Origin of the sequence: Klebsiella pneumoniae, from assembly GCF_000742135.1 — a bacterium.
GTDB classification, from domain to species: domain Bacteria; phylum Pseudomonadota; class Gammaproteobacteria; order Enterobacterales; family Enterobacteriaceae; genus Klebsiella; species Klebsiella pneumoniae.
Genome location: NZ_KN046818.1, coordinates 1273508 through 1291665, shown reverse-complemented (window position 1 = coordinate 1291665; position 18158 = coordinate 1273508). Strand labels below are relative to the sequence as shown.

The 18158-nt window shown below is 56.2% G+C and carries 14 protein-coding genes and 7 tRNA genes; 19 read left to right on the top strand and 2 right to left on the bottom strand.

Going from position 1 to position 18158, the window contains the following annotated elements; all coding sequences use genetic code 11:
* The first annotated feature begins 100 nt into the window (after positions 1-100).
* From asnB to DR88_RS19015, 8 genes are all read left to right on the top strand, one after another.
* Positions 101-1765 (top strand): asparagine synthase B, encoded by a 1665-nt coding sequence (asnB, locus tag DR88_RS18980; protein WP_002894734.1) that lies wholly within the window; start codon positions 101-103, stop codon positions 1763-1765.
* A 237-nt stretch (positions 1766-2002) separates the two neighbouring features.
* Positions 2003-2079 (top strand) — tRNA-Met (locus DR88_RS18985).
* An 8-nt stretch (positions 2080-2087) separates the two neighbouring features.
* Positions 2088-2172, top strand: a tRNA-Leu gene (locus DR88_RS18990).
* Between the two features lie 23 nt (positions 2173-2195).
* Positions 2196-2270, top strand: a tRNA-Gln gene (locus DR88_RS18995).
* 36 nt (positions 2271-2306) lie between these two features.
* Positions 2307-2381: transfer RNA gene (locus DR88_RS19000), tRNA-Gln, on the top strand.
* 23 nt (positions 2382-2404) lie between these two features.
* A tRNA-Met gene (locus tag DR88_RS19005) sits at positions 2405-2481 on the top strand.
* A 47-nt stretch (positions 2482-2528) separates the two neighbouring features.
* Positions 2529-2603, top strand: a tRNA-Gln gene (locus tag DR88_RS19010).
* A gap of 75 nt (positions 2604-2678) precedes the next feature.
* A tRNA-Gln gene (locus tag DR88_RS19015) sits at positions 2679-2753 on the top strand.
* A 119-nt stretch (positions 2754-2872) separates the two neighbouring features.
* Here DR88_RS19015 and ubiF read toward each other — a convergent pair.
* Positions 2873-4048, bottom strand: coding sequence for a 3-demethoxyubiquinol 3-hydroxylase (ubiF, locus tag DR88_RS19020; RefSeq protein WP_009308186.1), 1176 nt, complete (start codon positions 4046-4048; stop codon positions 2873-2875).
* Between the two features lie 179 nt (positions 4049-4227).
* Here ubiF and miaB point away from each other — a divergent pair, with 179 nt between their 5' ends.
* The 11 genes from miaB (at position 4228) to DR88_RS19075 (ending at position 17485) form a co-directional block, all read left to right on the top strand.
* Entirely contained in the window at positions 4228-5652 is a 1425-nt protein-coding gene (gene miaB / locus DR88_RS19025) for a tRNA (N6-isopentenyl adenosine(37)-C2)-methylthiotransferase MiaB (protein ID WP_002894730.1), read from the top strand.
* A gap of 153 nt (positions 5653-5805) precedes the next feature.
* On the top strand, positions 5806-6852 hold the full coding sequence (locus tag DR88_RS19030) for a PhoH family protein (RefSeq protein ID WP_004147591.1): 1047 nt from the start codon (positions 5806-5808) through the stop codon (positions 6850-6852).
* On the top strand, positions 6849-7322 hold the full coding sequence (ybeY, locus tag DR88_RS19035; protein WP_002894722.1) for an rRNA maturation RNase YbeY: 474 nt from the start codon (positions 6849-6851) through the stop codon (positions 7320-7322). The genes DR88_RS19030 and ybeY overlap by 4 nt, the downstream gene beginning before the upstream one ends.
* A 147-nt stretch (positions 7323-7469) precedes the next feature.
* A complete protein-coding gene (corC, locus tag DR88_RS19040; protein WP_002894719.1) occupies positions 7470-8348 on the top strand; it encodes a CNNM family magnesium/cobalt transport protein CorC in 879 nt (292 codons plus the stop codon).
* A 125-nt stretch (positions 8349-8473) separates the two neighbouring features.
* Positions 8474-10012: an apolipoprotein N-acyltransferase gene (gene lnt, locus DR88_RS19045; protein ID WP_004147589.1), complete on the top strand. Its 1539-nt coding sequence runs from the start codon at positions 8474-8476 to the stop codon at positions 10010-10012.
* Positions 10013-10366: 354 nt separating this feature from the next.
* Positions 10367-11278 (top strand): amino acid ABC transporter substrate-binding protein, encoded by a 912-nt coding sequence (locus tag DR88_RS19050; protein WP_002894712.1) that lies wholly within the window; start codon positions 10367-10369, stop codon positions 11276-11278.
* Positions 11279-11442: 164 nt separating this feature from the next.
* Positions 11443-12183, top strand: a complete 741-nt coding sequence (locus tag DR88_RS19055) for an amino acid ABC transporter permease (RefSeq protein WP_002894709.1) — start codon at positions 11443-11445, stop codon at positions 12181-12183.
* A complete protein-coding gene (gltK, locus tag DR88_RS19060) occupies positions 12183-12857 on the top strand; it encodes a glutamate/aspartate ABC transporter permease GltK (RefSeq protein WP_002894707.1) in 675 nt (224 codons plus the stop codon). The genes DR88_RS19055 and gltK overlap by 1 nt, the downstream gene beginning before the upstream one ends.
* Positions 12857-13582 (top strand): amino acid ABC transporter ATP-binding protein, encoded by a 726-nt coding sequence (locus DR88_RS19065; protein ID WP_002894706.1) that lies wholly within the window; start codon positions 12857-12859, stop codon positions 13580-13582. Before gltK ends, DR88_RS19065 begins: the two co-directional genes overlap by 1 nt.
* A gap of 373 nt (positions 13583-13955) precedes the next feature.
* Entirely contained in the window at positions 13956-15626 is a 1671-nt protein-coding gene (locus DR88_RS19070) for a ShlB/FhaC/HecB family hemolysin secretion/activation protein (RefSeq protein WP_025861875.1), read from the top strand.
* Positions 15627-15691: 65 nt separating this feature from the next.
* Entirely contained in the window at positions 15692-17485 is a 1794-nt protein-coding gene (locus DR88_RS19075) for a filamentous hemagglutinin N-terminal domain-containing protein (protein WP_004147584.1), read from the top strand.
* 45 nt (positions 17486-17530) lie between these two features.
* On the opposite strand, the gene DR88_RS19080 is transcribed toward DR88_RS19075, so the two are convergent.
* Complete coding sequence (locus tag DR88_RS19080; RefSeq protein ID WP_032444012.1) at positions 17531-18013, bottom strand: zinc ribbon-containing protein; 483 nt, start codon at positions 18011-18013, stop codon at positions 17531-17533.
* Positions 18014-18158 lie beyond the last annotated feature (145 nt).

The window sequence follows — 18158 nt, the reverse complement described above, 5'->3', positions numbered from 1 at the left end:
CCTGCTCCCCCTTTACGGCATTTTCTTAAGCACGCACTCAGGCTTCGCCACGAGACGAAGCCAGCACAACATCAAACACGACAGGGTAATGGAGAAGGCTATGTGTTCTATTTTTGGCGTACTGGATATTAAAACTGACGCAGGCGAGCTGCGTAAAAAGGCGCTGGAGCTTTCCCGCCTGATGCGCCACCGCGGTCCGGACTGGTCTGGCGTATATGCCAGCGACAAAGCGATTCTGGCGCACGAGCGCCTGTCGATTGTCGACGTCAACGCCGGGGCCCAGCCGCTGTACAACGCCGAAAAAACCCATGCGCTGGCCGTTAACGGCGAGATCTACAACCACCAGGCGCTGCGCGCGGAGTATGGCGATCGCTACCAGTTCCAGACCGGTTCCGACTGCGAAGTGATCCTCGCGCTGTATCAGGAAAAAGGCCCGGAGTTCCTCGACGATCTGCAGGGAATGTTCGCCTTCGCCCTGTATGACAGCGAAAAAGACGCGTACTTAATTGGCCGCGACCATATCGGCATTATCCCGCTGTATATGGGCCATGACGAACACGGCAACTTCTATGTCGCCTCCGAAATGAAAGCGCTGGTGCCGGTATGCCGCACCATTAAAGAGTTCCCGGCGGGCAGCTACCTGTGGAGCAAAGACGGCGAAATTCGCCAGTACTATCAGCGCGACTGGTTTGATTACGACGCGGTGAAAGACAATGTTACTGATAAGAACGAGCTGCGCCAGGCGCTGGAAGAGTCGGTGAAAAGCCACCTGATGTCCGACGTGCCTTACGGCGTGCTGCTCTCCGGCGGTCTTGATTCATCGGTCATCTCGGCTATCACCAAGAAATTCGCCGCCCGTCGCGTCGAAGATCAGGAGCGTAGCGAAGCCTGGTGGCCGCAGCTGCACTCTTTCGCGGTCGGTCTGGAAGGCTCTCCTGACCTGAAAGCGGCGCAGGAGGTGGCCAACCACCTCGGCACCGTGCACCACGAAATTCACTTTACCGTCCAGGAAGGGCTGGATGCCATCCGCGACGTTATCTATCACATCGAAACCTACGATGTGACCACTATTCGCGCCTCGACGCCGATGTACCTGATGTCGCGGAAAATTAAAGCCATGGGCATCAAAATGGTGCTTTCCGGCGAAGGTTCGGACGAAGTGTTCGGCGGCTACCTCTACTTCCATAAGGCGCCGAACGCCAAAGAACTGCACGAAGAGACGGTGCGTAAGCTGCAGGCGCTGCATATGTTTGACTGCGCCCGCGCCAACAAAGCGATGTCCGCCTGGGGCGTGGAGGCCCGCGTGCCGTTCCTCGACAAGAAGTTCCTCGACGTCGCGATGCGCATTAACCCGCAGGATAAGATGTGCGGCAACGGCAAAATGGAAAAACACATTCTGCGCGAATGCTTTGAATCCTACCTGCCGGCCAGCGTCGCCTGGCGCCAGAAGGAGCAGTTCTCTGACGGCGTCGGCTACAGCTGGATCGATACCCTGAAAGAAGTGGCCGCCAAACAGATCAGCGACCAGCAACTGGAAACCGCAAGCTTCCGCTTCCCGTACAACACGCCGACCTCCAAAGAAGGCTATCTGTACCGCGAGATCTTCGAAGAGCTGTTCCCGCTGCCGAGCGCGGCGGAGTGCGTCCCTGGCGGTCCGTCGGTGGCCTGCTCTTCAGCGAAAGCCATTGAGTGGGATGAAGCGTTCAAAACCATGAACGATCCATCAGGCCGCGCGGTCGGTGTCCACCAGTCGGCCTACAAATAAGCCCAGACGGGCGGTGAAACGCAAAACGGACCCTCCGGGGTCCGTTTTCTTTTTGCCGGATTTATACCGCTGAAAAACGATAAATAACCAATAATTGCCGAATATTCCAGCGAGCTGTTCGCAACCTAACCAAACAGTCACATTACAACGATTTTCCTTGAAAAAGAGGTTGACGCTCGCAGGCCCAATACGCATAATGCGCCCCGCAACGCCGATAAGGTTACGCGAAAAAAAGATGGCTACGTAGCTCAGCTGGTTAGAGCACATCACTCATAATGATGGGGTCACAGGTTCGAATCCCGTCGTAGCCACCATCTTTTTTGCGGGAGTGGCGAAATTGGTAGACGCACCAGATTTAGGTTCTGGCGCCGCAAGGTGTGCGAGTTCAAGTCTCGCCTCCCGCACCATTCACCAGTTAGCGTTGTACGGATGGGGTATCGCCAAGCGGTAAGGCACCGGTTTTTGATACCGGCATTCCCTGGTTCGAATCCAGGTACCCCAGCCATATTTCTTCGATATTTGCGGTTCACCGCGACGGTATTGGGGTATCGCCAAGCGGTAAGGCACCGGTTTTTGATACCGGCATTCCCTGGTTCGAATCCAGGTACCCCAGCCATCGAAGAAGCAGTAAGACAATTAGGCTACGTAGCTCAGCTGGTTAGAGCACATCACTCATAATGATGGGGTCACAGGTTCGAATCCCGTCGTAGCCACCAAATTCTGGACGTATCGATACGCATCGATAAATCCGCAAACAATTTGTTGGGGTATCGCCAAGCGGTAAGGCACCGGATTCTGATTCCGGCATTCCGAGGTTCGAATCCTCGTACCCCAGCCAAATTTAAAAATCGTTCAGCAGTGAACGCACTGTTGCCCTCAACCGGCGTAGTTACGGTCAAGCGCAACAGACAATTGGGGTATCGCCAAGCGGTAAGGCACCGGATTCTGATTCCGGCATTCCGAGGTTCGAATCCTCGTACCCCAGCCATTTCAATGCAAAAAAGCTCACTTCGGTGGGCTTTTTTGCTATTGGCGTCCTGACATGCTTACTCCGTACTGACTGCCGGGCAGGCGCTCTCCGCTACGCCTCTGCCCGGGAAGCCGGTTTTACAAGCCTAAGGCATACTTCAGCGCCTGACGCTTCAGCCCCCCGGCGCGTTCAGCCGCCATCAGGCCAATATTACGCAGCATCCGCACCGGCGCCAGGTCATTGCTGAAACCGGCATAAAACAGATCCATCCCCGACTGCATGATAAAATTATCCGCTCGCCGCCGCGCCTGGTAGCGCTTCAGCACCGGCAGGCTGGCCCAGTCTTCGCCGCGGCCGCGCGCTTCCGCCAGGATCTCCAGCAGGGCATCGACATCACGATAGCCAAGGTTAACCCCCTGCCCCGCCAGTGGATGAATGGTGTGCGCCGCATCGCCCACCAGCGCCAGGCCGGGCTGAACATACTGCAGCGCATGACGCCGGGTGAGCGGGAAGGCGCCGGCCGCCTGCGGCGTCACCCGTCCCAGCCGCGCCGGAAAGTGACTGGCGATCTCCTGCTGGAGCTGCGCCATGGTCATGCTCTGCAGCTGACGGATCCGCGCCGGGGCGTCGTACCAGACCAGCGAGGCCCAGTGGTCGAACAGCGGCAGGAAGGCGCGTGGGCCGCTGGGAGTAAACTGCTGCCAGGTGCTGTCGCCGGGATCGTCGGCGCATTCGACGCTGATCAGCATACAGGACTGCTGATATTGCCAGGCGTGCACGCCGATGCCGGCCATCTCCCGCACCTGGGAGTTAGCGCCGTCGGCGCCGATAACCAGCCGGGCGTGGATCGTCTCCCCCTCGCGCAAATGCAACGCCGTCTGCGTCTCGCCGCGCTGCATCGTTTTCAGTTCGCTACCGACGCGCAGGGTAACCGCCTCATGCGCCGCCAGCGCTTGCCACAGGCCCCATTGCAGAACCTTGTTCTCGACCATATAGCCCAGCTCCGGCAGCTTGAGCTCCGCGGCGTCGAAGGCGACGTGCGCGCTCTCCCACTCCCAGGTCTCCAGACGGCGATAAGCGTGGACGCGCATCGCCCGTATGGCATCCCAGACGCCGAGACTCTTCAGCAGGCCGACCGAAGCCGCGCTGATCGCCGAGATCCGCACATCCGGGGCGGATGCCGGATCGAACGCCGGTGGCGCCGCTTTCTCAAGCACCGTCACGGTAAATCCCTGTTGCGCCAGCCCTAACGCCAGGGCGCCGCCGACCATGCCGCCGCCCACGATGGCGACATCTGTTACGTGAATTGTCATGGCTATTATCCTTAAAGCAGAATCCGTTAAGTTTACCGGATTTTTCGCCCTCTTGCGGCGATAACGCTCGCACTGGTCAGGGGGCGACCAAAGCATTACAATACGCGCCCTGGAATGCGAAATTCACCCTGTATATATCCCCGCGTTTTGGATATCTATTACTGAGCATGAGCAAGTCAATGACAAAAAAACTCCATATTAAAACCTGGGGCTGTCAGATGAACGAGTATGATTCATCAAAGATGGCCGATCTGCTGGATGCGACACATGGGTATCAACTGACCGAAGTGGCGGAAGAAGCAGATGTGCTGTTGCTCAATACCTGCTCAATTCGTGAGAAGGCCCAGGAAAAAGTTTTCCATCAGCTTGGCCGCTGGAAGCTGCTGAAAGAGAAGAACCCGGACCTGATTATTGGCGTCGGCGGCTGCGTGGCTTCCCAGGAAGGCGACCATATTCGCCAGCGCGCGCACTATGTCGATATTATTTTCGGGCCGCAAACCCTGCACCGCCTGCCGGAGATGATTAACTCCGTGCGCGGCAACCGCAGTCCGGTAGTTGATATCAGCTTCCCGGAAATTGAAAAATTCGATCGCCTGCCAGAGCCGCGCGCCGAAGGGCCGACCGCCTTTGTCTCGATTATGGAAGGTTGCAATAAATACTGCACCTACTGCGTCGTGCCGTATACCCGCGGAGAAGAAGTTAGCCGTCCGTGCGACGATATCCTGTTTGAAATCGCCCAGCTGGCGGCGCAGGGCGTGCGTGAGGTCAATCTGCTGGGGCAGAACGTTAACGCCTGGCGCGGTGAGAATTACGACGGCACCACCGGCAGCTTTGCCGACCTGCTGCGCCTGGTCGCCGCCATCGACGGCATCGACCGCATTCGCTTCACCACCAGCCACCCGATCGAATTTACCGACGATATCATCGACGTTTATCGCGATACGCCGGAGCTGGTGAGCTTCCTGCACCTGCCGGTGCAGAGTGGCTCCGACCGTGTGCTGAACCTGATGGGACGCACCCATACCGCGCTGGAGTATAAAGCGATTATTCGCAAGCTGCGTGAAGCGCGCCCGGATATTCAGATAAGCTCCGACTTTATCGTCGGCTTCCCCGGCGAAACCACGGAAGATTTCGAAAAGACCATGAAGCTCATCGCCGACGTCAATTTCGATATGAGCTACAGCTTTATCTTCTCCGCTCGCCCGGGCACCCCGGCGGCCGATATGGTCGACGACGTGCCGGAGGCGGACAAAAAACAGCGTCTGTATATCCTGCAGGAACGCATTAACCAGCAGGCGATGGCCTGGAGCCGTCGCATGCTCGGCACGGTACAGCGCATCCTGGTGGAAGGCACCTCGCGTAAGAACATCATGGAGCTTTCCGGACGTACGGAGAATAACCGGGTGGTCAACTTCGAAGGTACCCCGGACCTCGTCGGTAAGTTTGTCGATGTCGAAATCGTCGATGTATATACCAACTCGCTGCGCGGTAAAATCGTGCGCACCGAAGCGGAGATGGGTCTGCGTATCGCTGAATCACCCGAATCAGTGATTGCCCGCACCCGTAAAGAGAACGATCTTGGCGTGGGAATTTACCAGCCATGATCCCTTCAGGCCTGTCGGTTCCGGCAGGCCTTGTAATTCCTCTCTCCGTCCCTATATCTACAGCAATGCTTGCGCCATTTTCCTGTGACGTAAATAATTTCCTGATTAGCCGGCCACGCGCCGCGTCCGGCCACCTGCGTAAAGAGGAATAGTTTGAACATAGACACTCGTGAGATTACCCTGGAGCCAGCGGATAACGCACGCCTGTTAGCCCTGTGCGGCCCGTTTGACGACAACATTAAACAGCTGGAGCGTCGGTTAGGCATTGAGATCAACCGCCGTGACAATCACTTTAAGCTGACCGGTCGCGCCCTGTGCGTGCACGCTGCCGCCGATATTCTGCGCAGCCTGTATGTCGACACAGCGCCAATGCGCGGTCAGATTCAGGATATTGAACCAGAGCAGATCCACCTGGCGATCAAGGAAGCGCGCGTACTGGAGCAGAGCGCCGAAAGCGTGCCTGAGTACGGTAAAGCCGTCAATATCAAGACCAAGCGCGGGGTAATCAAACCGCGTACGCCGAACCAGGCGCAGTACATCGCCAATATCCTCGATCACGACATCACTTTCGGCGTGGGTCCGGCGGGTACGGGTAAAACCTATCTGGCGGTGGCGGCGGCGGTCGATGCGCTGGAGCGCCAGGAGATCCGCCGTATTCTGCTGACCCGTCCGGCCGTCGAGGCAGGCGAAAAGCTCGGCTTCCTGCCCGGCGATCTGAGCCAGAAGGTCGACCCGTATCTGCGCCCGCTGTATGACGCGCTGTTTGAGATGCTCGGCTTTGAGAAAGTGGAGAAGCTGATTGAGCGTAACGTCATCGAAGTGGCCCCGCTGGCCTATATGCGCGGACGGACGCTGAATGACGCCTTTATCATTCTTGATGAAAGCCAGAACACCACCATCGAACAGATGAAGATGTTCCTGACCCGCATCGGCTTTAACTCCAAGGCGGTGATCACCGGCGACATCACGCAGATTGACCTGCCACGCAGCACCAAATCCGGTCTGCGCCATGCCATCGAAGTGCTGGCGGAAGTCGATGAGATCAGCTTTAACTTCTTCCATAGCGAAGACGTGGTGCGCCATCCGGTGGTCGCCCGCATCGTGAACGCCTATGAGGCATGGGAAGCCGCAGATCAGAAACGTAAAGCAGAGCTGGCCGCCGAGCGCAAACGCGAAGCCCAGGAACAGGTGCAAAAATGAGTCAGGTGATCCTCGATTTACAGCTGGCCTGCGAAGAGACCAGCGGCCTGCCGGACGAAGCCCTTTTCCAACGCTGGGTCGACGCCGTCATTCCGCCGTTTCAGGAGGAGTCAGAGTTAACGATTCGTCTGGTCGACGTTGCAGAAAGCCATGAGCTGAACCTGACCTATCGCGGCAAGGATAAGCCGACCAACGTCCTCTCCTTCCCGTTTGAAGCGCCGCCGGGAATTGAAATGCCGCTGCTCGGCGATCTGATCATCTGCCGTCAGGTGGTAGAACAAGAAGCCAGCGAGCAAGGTAAGCCGCTGGAGGCGCACTGGGCGCATATGGTGGTGCACGGTAGCCTGCATCTGCTGGGCTACGATCATATCGAAGACGACGAAGCGGAAGAGATGGAAGGCCTTGAAACAGAGATAATGCTTGCTCTGGGCTATGAGGACCCGTACATTTCCGAGAAGATTGCGGAATAGCGCCCAGCCGGATGGCGGTGCTTGCGCCTCATCCGGCCGCTGTTTCTGCGTTTTACCTGCCAGAAAGTCAGGCAACCCATGCCGTCCGGCGCTGAGTTTACGCGCGACGAGCGACAGTTAAATCAACATGAGAACCCAAACGACGCCATGAGCGACGACAATTCACACAGTAGTGACACAGTAAACAGCAAAAAGGGATTTTTCTCCCTGTTACTCAGCCAGCTTTTTCACGGGGAACCGAAAAACCGCGATGAACTGCTGGCGCTGATCCGTGATTCCGGGCAAAACGACCTTATCGATGAAGATACGCGTGACATGCTCGAAGGGGTAATGGATATCGCCGACCAGCGGGTCCGCGACATTATGATCCCCCGTTCACAAATGATAACCCTGAAACGCAACCAGACGCTGGACGAGTGCCTGGATGTCATCATCGAATCCGCCCACTCGCGTTTCCCGGTCATCAGTGAAGATAAAGATCACATCGAAGGGATTCTGATGGCCAAGGATCTGCTGCCGTTTATGCGCAGCGACGCCGAAGCCTTCAGCATGGAAAAAGTGTTACGGCCGGCGGTTGTCGTCCCGGAAAGCAAGCGGGTCGACCGCATGCTGAAAGAGTTTCGCTCACAGCGCTATCATATGGCGATCGTTATTGACGAATTCGGCGGCGTCTCTGGCCTGGTGACCATCGAGGATATCCTTGAGCTCATCGTCGGGGAAATTGAAGACGAGTACGACGAAGAAGAAGATATCGATTTCCGCCAGCTGAGTCGCCACACCTGGACGGTGCGCGCCCTGGCCTCCATCGAAGACTTCAACGAGGCCTTCGACACGCACTTTAGCGATGAAGAAGTGGATACCATTGGCGGGCTGGTGATGCAGGCCTTCGGCCATCTGCCGGCCCGCGGCGAATCTATCGACATTGATGGTTACCAATTCAAGGTAGCAATGGCAGATAGTCGTCGTATCATTCAGGTGCATGTAAAGCTGCCCGATGACGCTCCCCAGCCGAAGCTGGAAGAGTAAGCGGTAGCGCTGAAATGGCCAGCCGGGAGACCGCGAGTCATACACGGTTGTAGGTGCCCCGCGTCCGGCTGGCAAAAAGAATAGCCTGTAGCAGCAGGCGTTAATTAACGGGACGATTAACCTAAATGGTATTTGCCTCTCTTCTTGAACGCCAGCGCATACGTCTGTTGCTGGCGCTGTTGTTTGGAGCCAGCGGAACGCTGGCTTTTTCACCTTATGACTTCTGGCCAGCGGCTATCGTTTCGCTGATCGGTCTGCAGGCGTTAACCCTCAACCGACGCCCGCTGCAAAGCGCCGGGATCGGCTATTTCTGGGGACTCGGGCTGTTCGGCACGGGTATCAACTGGGTCTATGTCAGCATCGCGCAGTTTGGCGGAATGCCCGGCCCGGTTAACGTCTTCCTCGTCGTTCTGCTGGCGGCCTATCTCTCGCTCTACACCGGCCTGTTTGCCGGCCTGCTCGCCCGTCTGTGGCCTAAAACTAACTGGATACGGATGGCTATCGCTGCCCCTGTCGTCTGGCAAATCACCGAGTTCCTGCGCGGCTGGGTGCTGACCGGCTTTCCGTGGCTACAGTTCGGCTACAGCCAGATTGACGGCCCGCTGAAAGGTCTCGCGCCGGTGATGGGCGTCGAGGCGATTAACTTCCTGCTGATGGTAGTCAGCGGCCTGCTGGCCCTGGCCCTCGTCCAGCGCAACTGGAAGCCGCTGGCGATTGCCGCGCTGCTGTTCGCCCTGCCCTTCCCGCTGCGCTATATCCAGTGGTATCAGCTGCTGCCGGCGCGCGCGACCCAGGTCTCGCTGGTGCAAGGCGATATCCCACAGGCCATGAAATGGGACGAAAAGCAGCTGGTCAATACCCTGAAAACCTACCTGGCGCTGACCCAGCCGCATATCGGCCACTCGCAGCTGATTATCTGGCCTGAATCGGCGATCCCGGATCTGGAGATCAACCAGCAGCAGTTCCTCAGCATGATGGACGATCTGCTGCGCGCAAAAGACAGCTCGCTGATCACCGGCATTGTCGATGCGCGTCTCAACAAGCAGAACCGTTACGATACCTACAACACCATCATTACTCTCGGCAAAGATAACCCGTACCGCTACGACTCGACCAACCGCTACAACAAGAACCATCTGGTGCCGTTCGGCGAGTTTGTACCGCTGGAGTCGATTCTGCGTCCGCTGGCGCCGTTCTTTGACCTGCCGATGTCCTCCTTCAGCCGCGGCCCCTACGTGCAGCCGCAGCTGATGGCGCATAACCTGAAGCTGACCGCGGCCATCTGCTACGAGATAATCCTCGGGGAACAGGTGCGGGATAACTTCCGGCCGGACACCGACTTCCTGCTGACCATCTCCAACGACGCCTGGTTCGGCAAGTCCATCGGCCCGTGGCAACACTTCCAGATGGCGCGAATGCGCGCCCTGGAGCTGGCCCGCCCGCTGCTGCGCAGCACCAACAACGGCATTACTGCGGTGATCGGCCCGCGCGGCGAGATCCAGAAGATGATCCCGCAGTTTACCCGCGAGGTGTTGACCACCACCGTGACCCCCACCAGCGGCTTAACCCCTTACGCCCGCACCGGCAACTGGCCGCTATGGGCGCTGACGGCGCTGTTTGGTTTCGCCGCGCTGCTGATGAGCCTGCGCCAGCGTCGCCGATAAGTTTCTCCGCCGGCGACGCCCGTCGCCGGCTTTTTCTTCCCATCATCTGCCACTCTGGCACAGTCATTGCTTTATTTAACCTGGTAGCGGCATCGTCCGACCCAGTGCAACCAGGTTGCACCAGAAACGTTCGGTGGTCGCGCTATTTTGGTGCAATGGAAGATATTTGCCTCCGATTGGTGCGGAGCGCTTCGCAAAAATAAACAATAAAGCAGCAAAATCTTTACATTAAGCCAAACTAAATGCTAACAAACACATACAAATGCGGCACGTGGACGCGTGCCCCCAATAACAACACACACAATCACAATGGGTATCAATAGCGTCGCTGACGCTGCGGATAAGGAGTTGGATATGCAATTACGTAAACTGGCCACGGCAATGCTGGTAATGGGAATGACCGCTGGTCTGGCGCAGGCGGAAGATGCTGCCCCGGCGGCTGGCCAGAACACCCTGGATAAGATCGCCAAAAACGGGGTTATCGTTGTCGGCCATCGTGAATCTTCGGTCCCGTTCTCTTACTACGATAACCAGCAGAAGGTTGTGGGCTACTCTCAGGATTATTCCAACGCCATCGTCGATGCCATCAAGAAAAAACTGAACAAACCCGATCTGCAGGTCAAACTGATCCCGGTCACCTCGCAGAACCGTATCCCGTTGCTGCAGAATGGCACCTTTGATTTCGAGTGCGGCTCAACCACCAACAACCTTGAGCGCCAGAAACAGGCGGCCTTCTCCGATACCATCTTCGTGGTCGGTACCCGTCTGCTGGTGAAGAAAGGCGGTCCGATCAAAGATTTTCCGGACCTGAAGGATAAAGCGGTCGTCGTCACCTCCGGAACCACCTCAGAGATCCTGCTGCATAAGCTGAACGATGAGAAAAAAATGAATATGCGCATTATCAGCGCCAAAGATCATGGCGACTCTTTCCGCACCCTGGAGAGCGGACGCGCCGTGGCCTTTATGATGGATGATGCCCTGCTGGCTGGCGAACGCGCCAAGGCGAAGAAACCGGATAACTGGGAAATCGTCGGCACCCCGCAGTCGAAGGAAGCCTATGGCTGCATGCTGCGGAAGGACGATCCGACGTTCAAGGCGCTGGTTGATGAAACCGTCGCCCAGGCTCAGACCTCTGGCGAAGCGGAGAAGTGGTTTGACAAATGGTTCAAAAACCCGATTCCGCCAAAAAATCTTAACCTCAACTTCGAGCTGTCGGACGACATGAAAGCGCTGTTCAAATCACCTAACGACAAAGCACTGAACTAATTATAACAACCAGGGGCGGGATATCCTGCCCTCCCGATGATTGTCACAGCACGGACAGACTATACGGCGGCTGGTCGTTCCCCAGCCGCCGCGAATACCGAAACAAGCTGGACAACCGTCTTCGAGGGTAGCAATGGCTACCCTTTTTTTTCCAGGAGTCATGTATGTCAATAGACTGGAACTGGGGGATATTCCTGCAACAGGCCCCCTTCGGCAACACTACCTACCTGGGCTGGCTGTGGAGCGGTTTTCAAATCACCGTCGCCCTCTCCATCTCGGCCTGGATCATCGCTTTTCTCGTCGGCTCACTGTTCGGCATTTTACGCACGGTACCCAATCGCTTCCTCTCGGGCATTGGCACCTGCTATGTCGAACTGTTTCGCAACGTGCCGCTGATCGTGCAGTTCTTTACCTGGTACCTGGTGGTGCCGGAGTTCCTGCCGGAAAATATCGGCATGTGGTTTAAATCGGAGCTGGACCCAAACATTCAATTCTTTGTCTCCTCCATGCTGTGCCTGGGGCTGTTTACCGCCGCTCGCGTCTGCGAGCAGGTACGCGCCGCCATCCAGTCGCTGCCGCGCGGGCAGAAGAACGCCGGCCTGGCGATGGGCCTGACCCTGCCGCAAACCTACCGCTACGTGCTGCTGCCGAACGCCTACCGCGTTATCGTGCCGCCGATGACCTCGGAGATGATGAACCTGGTGAAAAACTCGGCCATCGCCTCCACCATCGGTCTGGCCGATATGGCCGCGCAGGCGGGCAAACTGCTGGACTACTCCGCTCATGCCTGGGAGTCTTTTACCGCCATCACCCTGGCCTATGTTTTCATCAACGCGGTGATTATGCTGATTATGTATGTGGTCGAGCGTAAGGTTCGCCTGCCTGGCAATATGGGAGGCAAATAATGTACGATTTTGACTGGAGTTCGATCGTTCCCTCCATGCCCTATCTGCTGGCAGGGCTGGTGATCACCCTTAAGATTACGGTGATCGCCATCGTGGTCGGCATCGTCTGGGGCACCCTGCTGGCGGTTATGCGCCTGTCCAGCTTTCTGCCGCTGGCCTGGTTTGCTAAATCCTACGTCAACGTATTCCGCTCAATCCCACTGGTGATGGTCCTGCTGTGGTTCTACCTGATTGTCCCGGGCTTCCTGCAGAACGTGCTGGGACTGTCGCCGAAAACGGATATTCGCCTGATCTCGGCGATGGTGGCGTTTTCGATGTTCGAAGCCGCCTACTATTCAGAGATTATCCGCGCCGGCATTCAGAGCATCTCCCGCGGCCAGTCCAGCGCCGCGCTGGCGTTGGGGATGACCCACTGGCAGTCAATGCGGCTGGTGATCCTGCCGCAGGCCTTCCGCGCCATGGTGCCGCTGCTGCTAACCCAGGGGATCGTCCTGTTCCAGGATACCTCGCTGGTGTATGTATTGAGTCTCGCCGACTTCTTCCGTACCGCCTCCACCATTGGCGAGCGTGACGGAACCCAGGTCGAAATGATCCTGTTCGCGGGCGGCGTCTATTTTGTGATTAGCCTCAGCGCCTCGCTGTTGGTCAGCTGGTTGAAGAAAAGGACTGTGTAATGATTACCCTGAAAAACGTTTCAAAATGGTATGGTCACTTTCAGGTGCTGACCGATTGCTCCACGGAAGTGAAAAAAGGCGAAGTCGTGGTGGTCTGCGGGCCGTCAGGCTCCGGTAAATCCACGCTGATTAAGACTGTGAACGGCCTTGAGCCGGTACAGCAGGGGCAGATTATTGTCGATGGCACCGTGGTTAACGATAAAAAGACCAACCTGGCTAAACTGCGCTCGCACGTCGGCATGGTGTTTCAGCATTTTGAACTGTTCCCGCATCTGTCGATTATCGACAACCTGACGCTGGCGCAGGTCAAAGTGCTTAACCGCGATAAAGCCTCAGCGCGCAAGAAAGGCCTCAAGTTGCTGGAGCGCGTTGGCCTGGCGGCGCATGCGGAAAAATACCCGGCGCAACTCTCCGGCGGCCAGCAGCAGCGCGTGGCCATTGCCCGAGCCCTGTGTATGGACCCGATCGCCATGCTGTTTGATGAGCCCACCTCAGCGCTTGACCCGGAGATGATTAACGAGGTGCTGGACGTTATGGTCGAACTGGCCAACGAGGGGATGACCATGATGGTCGTGACCCATGAGATGGGCTTTGCCCGCAAGGTGGCGAACCGGGTGATCTTTATGGATGAAGGGAAGATTGTCGAGGATGCCGATAAAGAGGCCTTCTTTGCCAATCCGCAATCCGAGCGTGCCAAAGATTTCCTCGCCAAAATACTCCATTAATGGTTTTTCTCTGCGCATACCGCCCGGTATGCGCAGTTAATCTTTTCCGCCATATTATTCGCCAATGTTATTTATGCGGCGGATTATCGCTACTATCATTTACGTACCCAATAAACCTGGGCGATAAAAGCTGAACTTATTTATTAAATCGATCAATTCATAAAGAATTCAATAATGAATTCGTGGACCGGCCTTGCCACCGCCGCTAGCATATAACGCCTCGTAACAGGTTCGTCGCACGATTATTTTATTAATTGAATGTAATATTCTTGCCTGACCTCGCCTGCGCCGAAATAAAGGCCATCAATATTCTCTGCCGCTCGCAGAATAATGGATGCGCCACCAAACCAATGAAACAAATGGATATTGCTTCATGTTAATTCGATCTCGCACGCTCACCGGGCTGCTGTTTATCACGCTGGCGGGCACCTCAGCCGCCGGGGCCGCGCCATTGGCCTCTTCTACTCACCAGACGGAGCAGGATAAAGCCCGCCAGGAGGCGCTGGCGCCGCAGCAACAGGATTTTCAGTCTTCACAACAGCGCGTGACGCCGCAGGGAATCCCTTTTCCTGAGGAGACGCATTGCAAATTGATCAACCGGGTCGATATCGACTCCGATAACCAGGCGCTCACCCGGAAATTACTGGCGAAAACCGCACGGCAGGCGCAGGGACGCTGTCTGGGTAGCGAAGGCATTCGCCTGCTGGCCTATACCTTGCAAAATGAGCTGATCGCGCAAGGCTACATCACCTCGCTGATTGATGTGCCCTCCCAGTCGCTGGAGCACGGCATACTCAGGTTCACGCTGCACTATGGCAAAGTGGGCGCTATCGACTATGCCGACGGCTCGGACACCACCCGCCTGTGGAATTCCCTACCCACCTCTTCCGGTACTATCCTGCGCTTAAGCGACCTTGAGCAAGGGATGGCCAACCTGCAGCGTCTGCCCGGCGCCACCGCGCACATGAAACTGCTGCCGGGCCAACACGAGGGAGAAAGCGATATCCAGATCGCCCGCAGCCTGGCGAAAAAATGGCAGCTTGGCGCCTGGCTTGACGACGCCGGCAGCAAAGCCAGCGGACGCTACCAGGCCGGGGGGGCCCTCTATCTCTATGACCTGACCACCCTCAACGATATCCTGTACCTTTCCGGCGGGGGCGATATTGAATTCAATCAGCATAACGACGGCAACCACAACGGCAGCCTGTATTACTCCATTCCCTTTGGCTACTGGACACTAAGCGCCTACGGGGCATACAGCCAGTATCGTCAGCAGTTTAACGGCAACTGGTCGACGATGGATTATAAGAGTAAAAATCGCTACTACAGCGCCACGCTGAGTCGTCTGCTCTCCCACACCCGGCAGCAAAAAACCACCGCTGACCTGCGGATCGCCAAGAGCACCTCGCATTATTACTTCGGCGGCAGTGAGCTACTGGTGATGCGCAAGCAGAACCCCTCATGGGAATTCACCCTCAACCACCAGCACTACTTTAACAAAAAGATTGTTGATGCCAGCATCGGCATCCAGCGCAGCCTGCCGTGGCTCAGCTCGACAGCAACGCCGGAAGAGCAGGCCGGGCTGTATAGCCCGCTGTCGCGGATTGTGCATGGTAATCTGCAGGCAATGATGAAATTTGACGCCACCGGCGACAAATTTACCTGGGCTCCCCGCCTCAGCGCCCAGTTCAGCCCGGACAAACTCGCTTCCGATAATAAATTCAATATTGGCAGCCGCTGGAGCGTGCGCGGTTTTGACGGTGAAAACAGCCTGTCCGGCAATCAGGGATGGTACTGGCGCAACGATTTTATCTGGGATCTGGCCACCCACGAGCGGCAATTCTATTTGGGCGCGGATATAGGCCGTCTTATCGGCGCCGATCTATATCAAAAAGGCAAAGTGCTCTCCGGCGCCGTCAGCGGGCTGCGCGGTCAGCTATGGTCAACGCAGTACGATCTGTTTATTAGTACCCCGCTGAGTAAACCGGATAAGTTTCATAGCGACGCCCTGAATATGGGCTTTTCATTACAGTGGAGGTATTAATTCGCACATTATTGACTCGTCATATTTACATTATTTATTAATCATTATTTAAAGGAATAAAGAAAATGTTTAAGTTTAAGGCTTCTTATGTCGCACTGGCGGCAGTATTAACCTCGTCGGTAGTTTATGCCGACCCCACAAGCTATACGCACTCTTCCGGCGCCACGGTTATCGATATTGAAAAGCCGAACGCCGCCGGTGTCTCCCATAACCTGTACCGCGACTTCAACGTCGGCACCAATGGCACCATCCTTAATAACAGCGGCGATGATGTCAGCCACAGCACATTTGGCAATATCGCCCGCAACAATAATCTGACCGCCGGCAGCGCTTCGGTGATTTTGAACGAGGTGACCTCCAAAAACGCCAGTAGCCTGAAGGGCTTTATCGAAGTCAACGGTCAGAAAGCGGATGTGGTAATCGCCAACCCGAACGGCATCACCTGTTCCGGCTGTAGCTTTGTTAATACCAACAAGGCTATCCTGACCACCGGCAAGGTTAATATGACCGACGATGGCGCCATCGGCAGCTATACCGTAACGGGAGGCACCCTCACCATCGGCGAAAATGGCATGAACGCCGCCAACGGCTACGCGGTTCTGCTCGCCGACGCGATTAAGATTAACGGTAAAGTGCAGGCCAACAACGCCCTGGTCAGCGCGGGCAACTTCACCATGGATAACAGCTCTGGCTCGGTGACCTCCGCCGGTAAAAAGGCCACCCTGATCCAGATGACGGTTAACCCGCAGTACAGCATCGACGTCAGCAGCCTTGGCGGCATTGAGGCCAACAGCATCAGCATGGTTGGCAATAATATCGGCTTTGGCGTACGTAATAAGGGTTCTATTATCTCCAACGGCACGCTGATGCTCACCAGCAACGGTAATTTGCTGAACAAAGGGTCAATAACGGGCAAAGGTTTGCTGAGCCAGGTTTCCACCGTCACGGGCATCACCAATGACGGTAGCATCGCCGGCGCCTATTATTTAATGCTCTCCAGTGGCGATTATATCGTTAACATCGGTTCTCTCTCCGGCGGCCAGCTGATTGCCACCGCTAACGGCAACATCACCAACGGCGACTCAGGCACGATGACCGGCACCAGTGGATTAAGCCTGACCAGCGGCGGGAAAATCCGCAACGAAGAAAAAGCCTCCCTGCTGTCAAATAACCAGATTGCCGCCACGGCAATCGGTGATTTCCTCAATGAAGGCAAAATCAGCGCCAAACACACCAGCCTGACGTTTGTCGGCGACAGCTTTAAAAACACCGGCAATATTAACTCTACTGGCCAAACCACCATTCAGTCGCTTACACAGGACGGCAGCGCCAATACGGGCGAGATCTATAACCTCGGCAATATCACCGGCGAAAATATCAATCTGCAGACCAATGGCACGCTGGCGCAAAGCAGCAGTGGTCGTATTGAGGCAACCAATGCCATTACCGCCCACAGCTACTGGCTGAACCAAAATGGTTATATGAATGCCGCCGATATCACCACCGATCACGGCGTAGTGAATAATTATGGCAATATTACTGCCAAAAATATTTCAATCACGACCTACTCAGATATCACCAACGAAGGGCAGATCAGCAGCACCGGCGACCTGATCTTAAATACCAAAAATAAAGGCGCGATCTACAATTATTCAACCCTCAGCGCGGGCGGCAACATGACGTTAACCGCCACCAAAGTGGTCAATGGTGGTAAAAGTTGCGGCATACTGGGCCTGGCGAAATGCGGAGTCGGGACGTTAACTGCTGACAAGCTGGTACTGAACTCATCGCAGAAATATGTTAGCGACATGGGTGGAAAACAGTATTTCAAGAGCACCGAAGTCAACACGGTGAAATAAGACAAACCACGATGCGCGAAGCCTCGCGCATCGTTTTTCGCACGCTTAGGGCTCGAAGGGCCGACGCTGGAACTGATCGTGGCCACATTTTGGACAGCGCGGCAGCACGTCCGGGGTGTATACCGCCAGGTGATAGTGGCACTTCTCGCAGACCAGGTTGCCCAGACCGACCACTTCGCCGCTGTGGTACACGCCGTGGTGATTCAGATCCTGAAAGACTTTCCGCCACTCGAGCTGGGTTTTGTCGGTGATATCAGCCAGCTCCTGCCACAGGCTCTCTTTGATCACCCGCATAAACACGCTGTCGCTCTCGTCTTCGTGACTCTCTTCGTAGCTGCGGGCAAACTCCTCTAGGTCGCGCTTGACCGCCGCAATCACCGACTCGATCTCGCTCTGCGTCAGATCGCCGGCGCGGACGATTTTTTCCCGCGCCTGCGTCACCAGCGCGTCGATATCGCGCTCTCCATGGCGGAGCCGTTCGCTGAGCGAGGAGACCAGTTCACGGTAATATTGAGCAACCTTGTTCATCATTTCGCCTCCGGTGGGGTTAACGTCTTCTGATAATAGACCTTATTCCTCTCCCGCTGTGTCTGACAAGCCACAGAGTCGCGAAATAATCTGCGCAGCTTTTGCCGATGTTGATGTGCGAAAAGCTGTTTTGACGTGGGCGTTT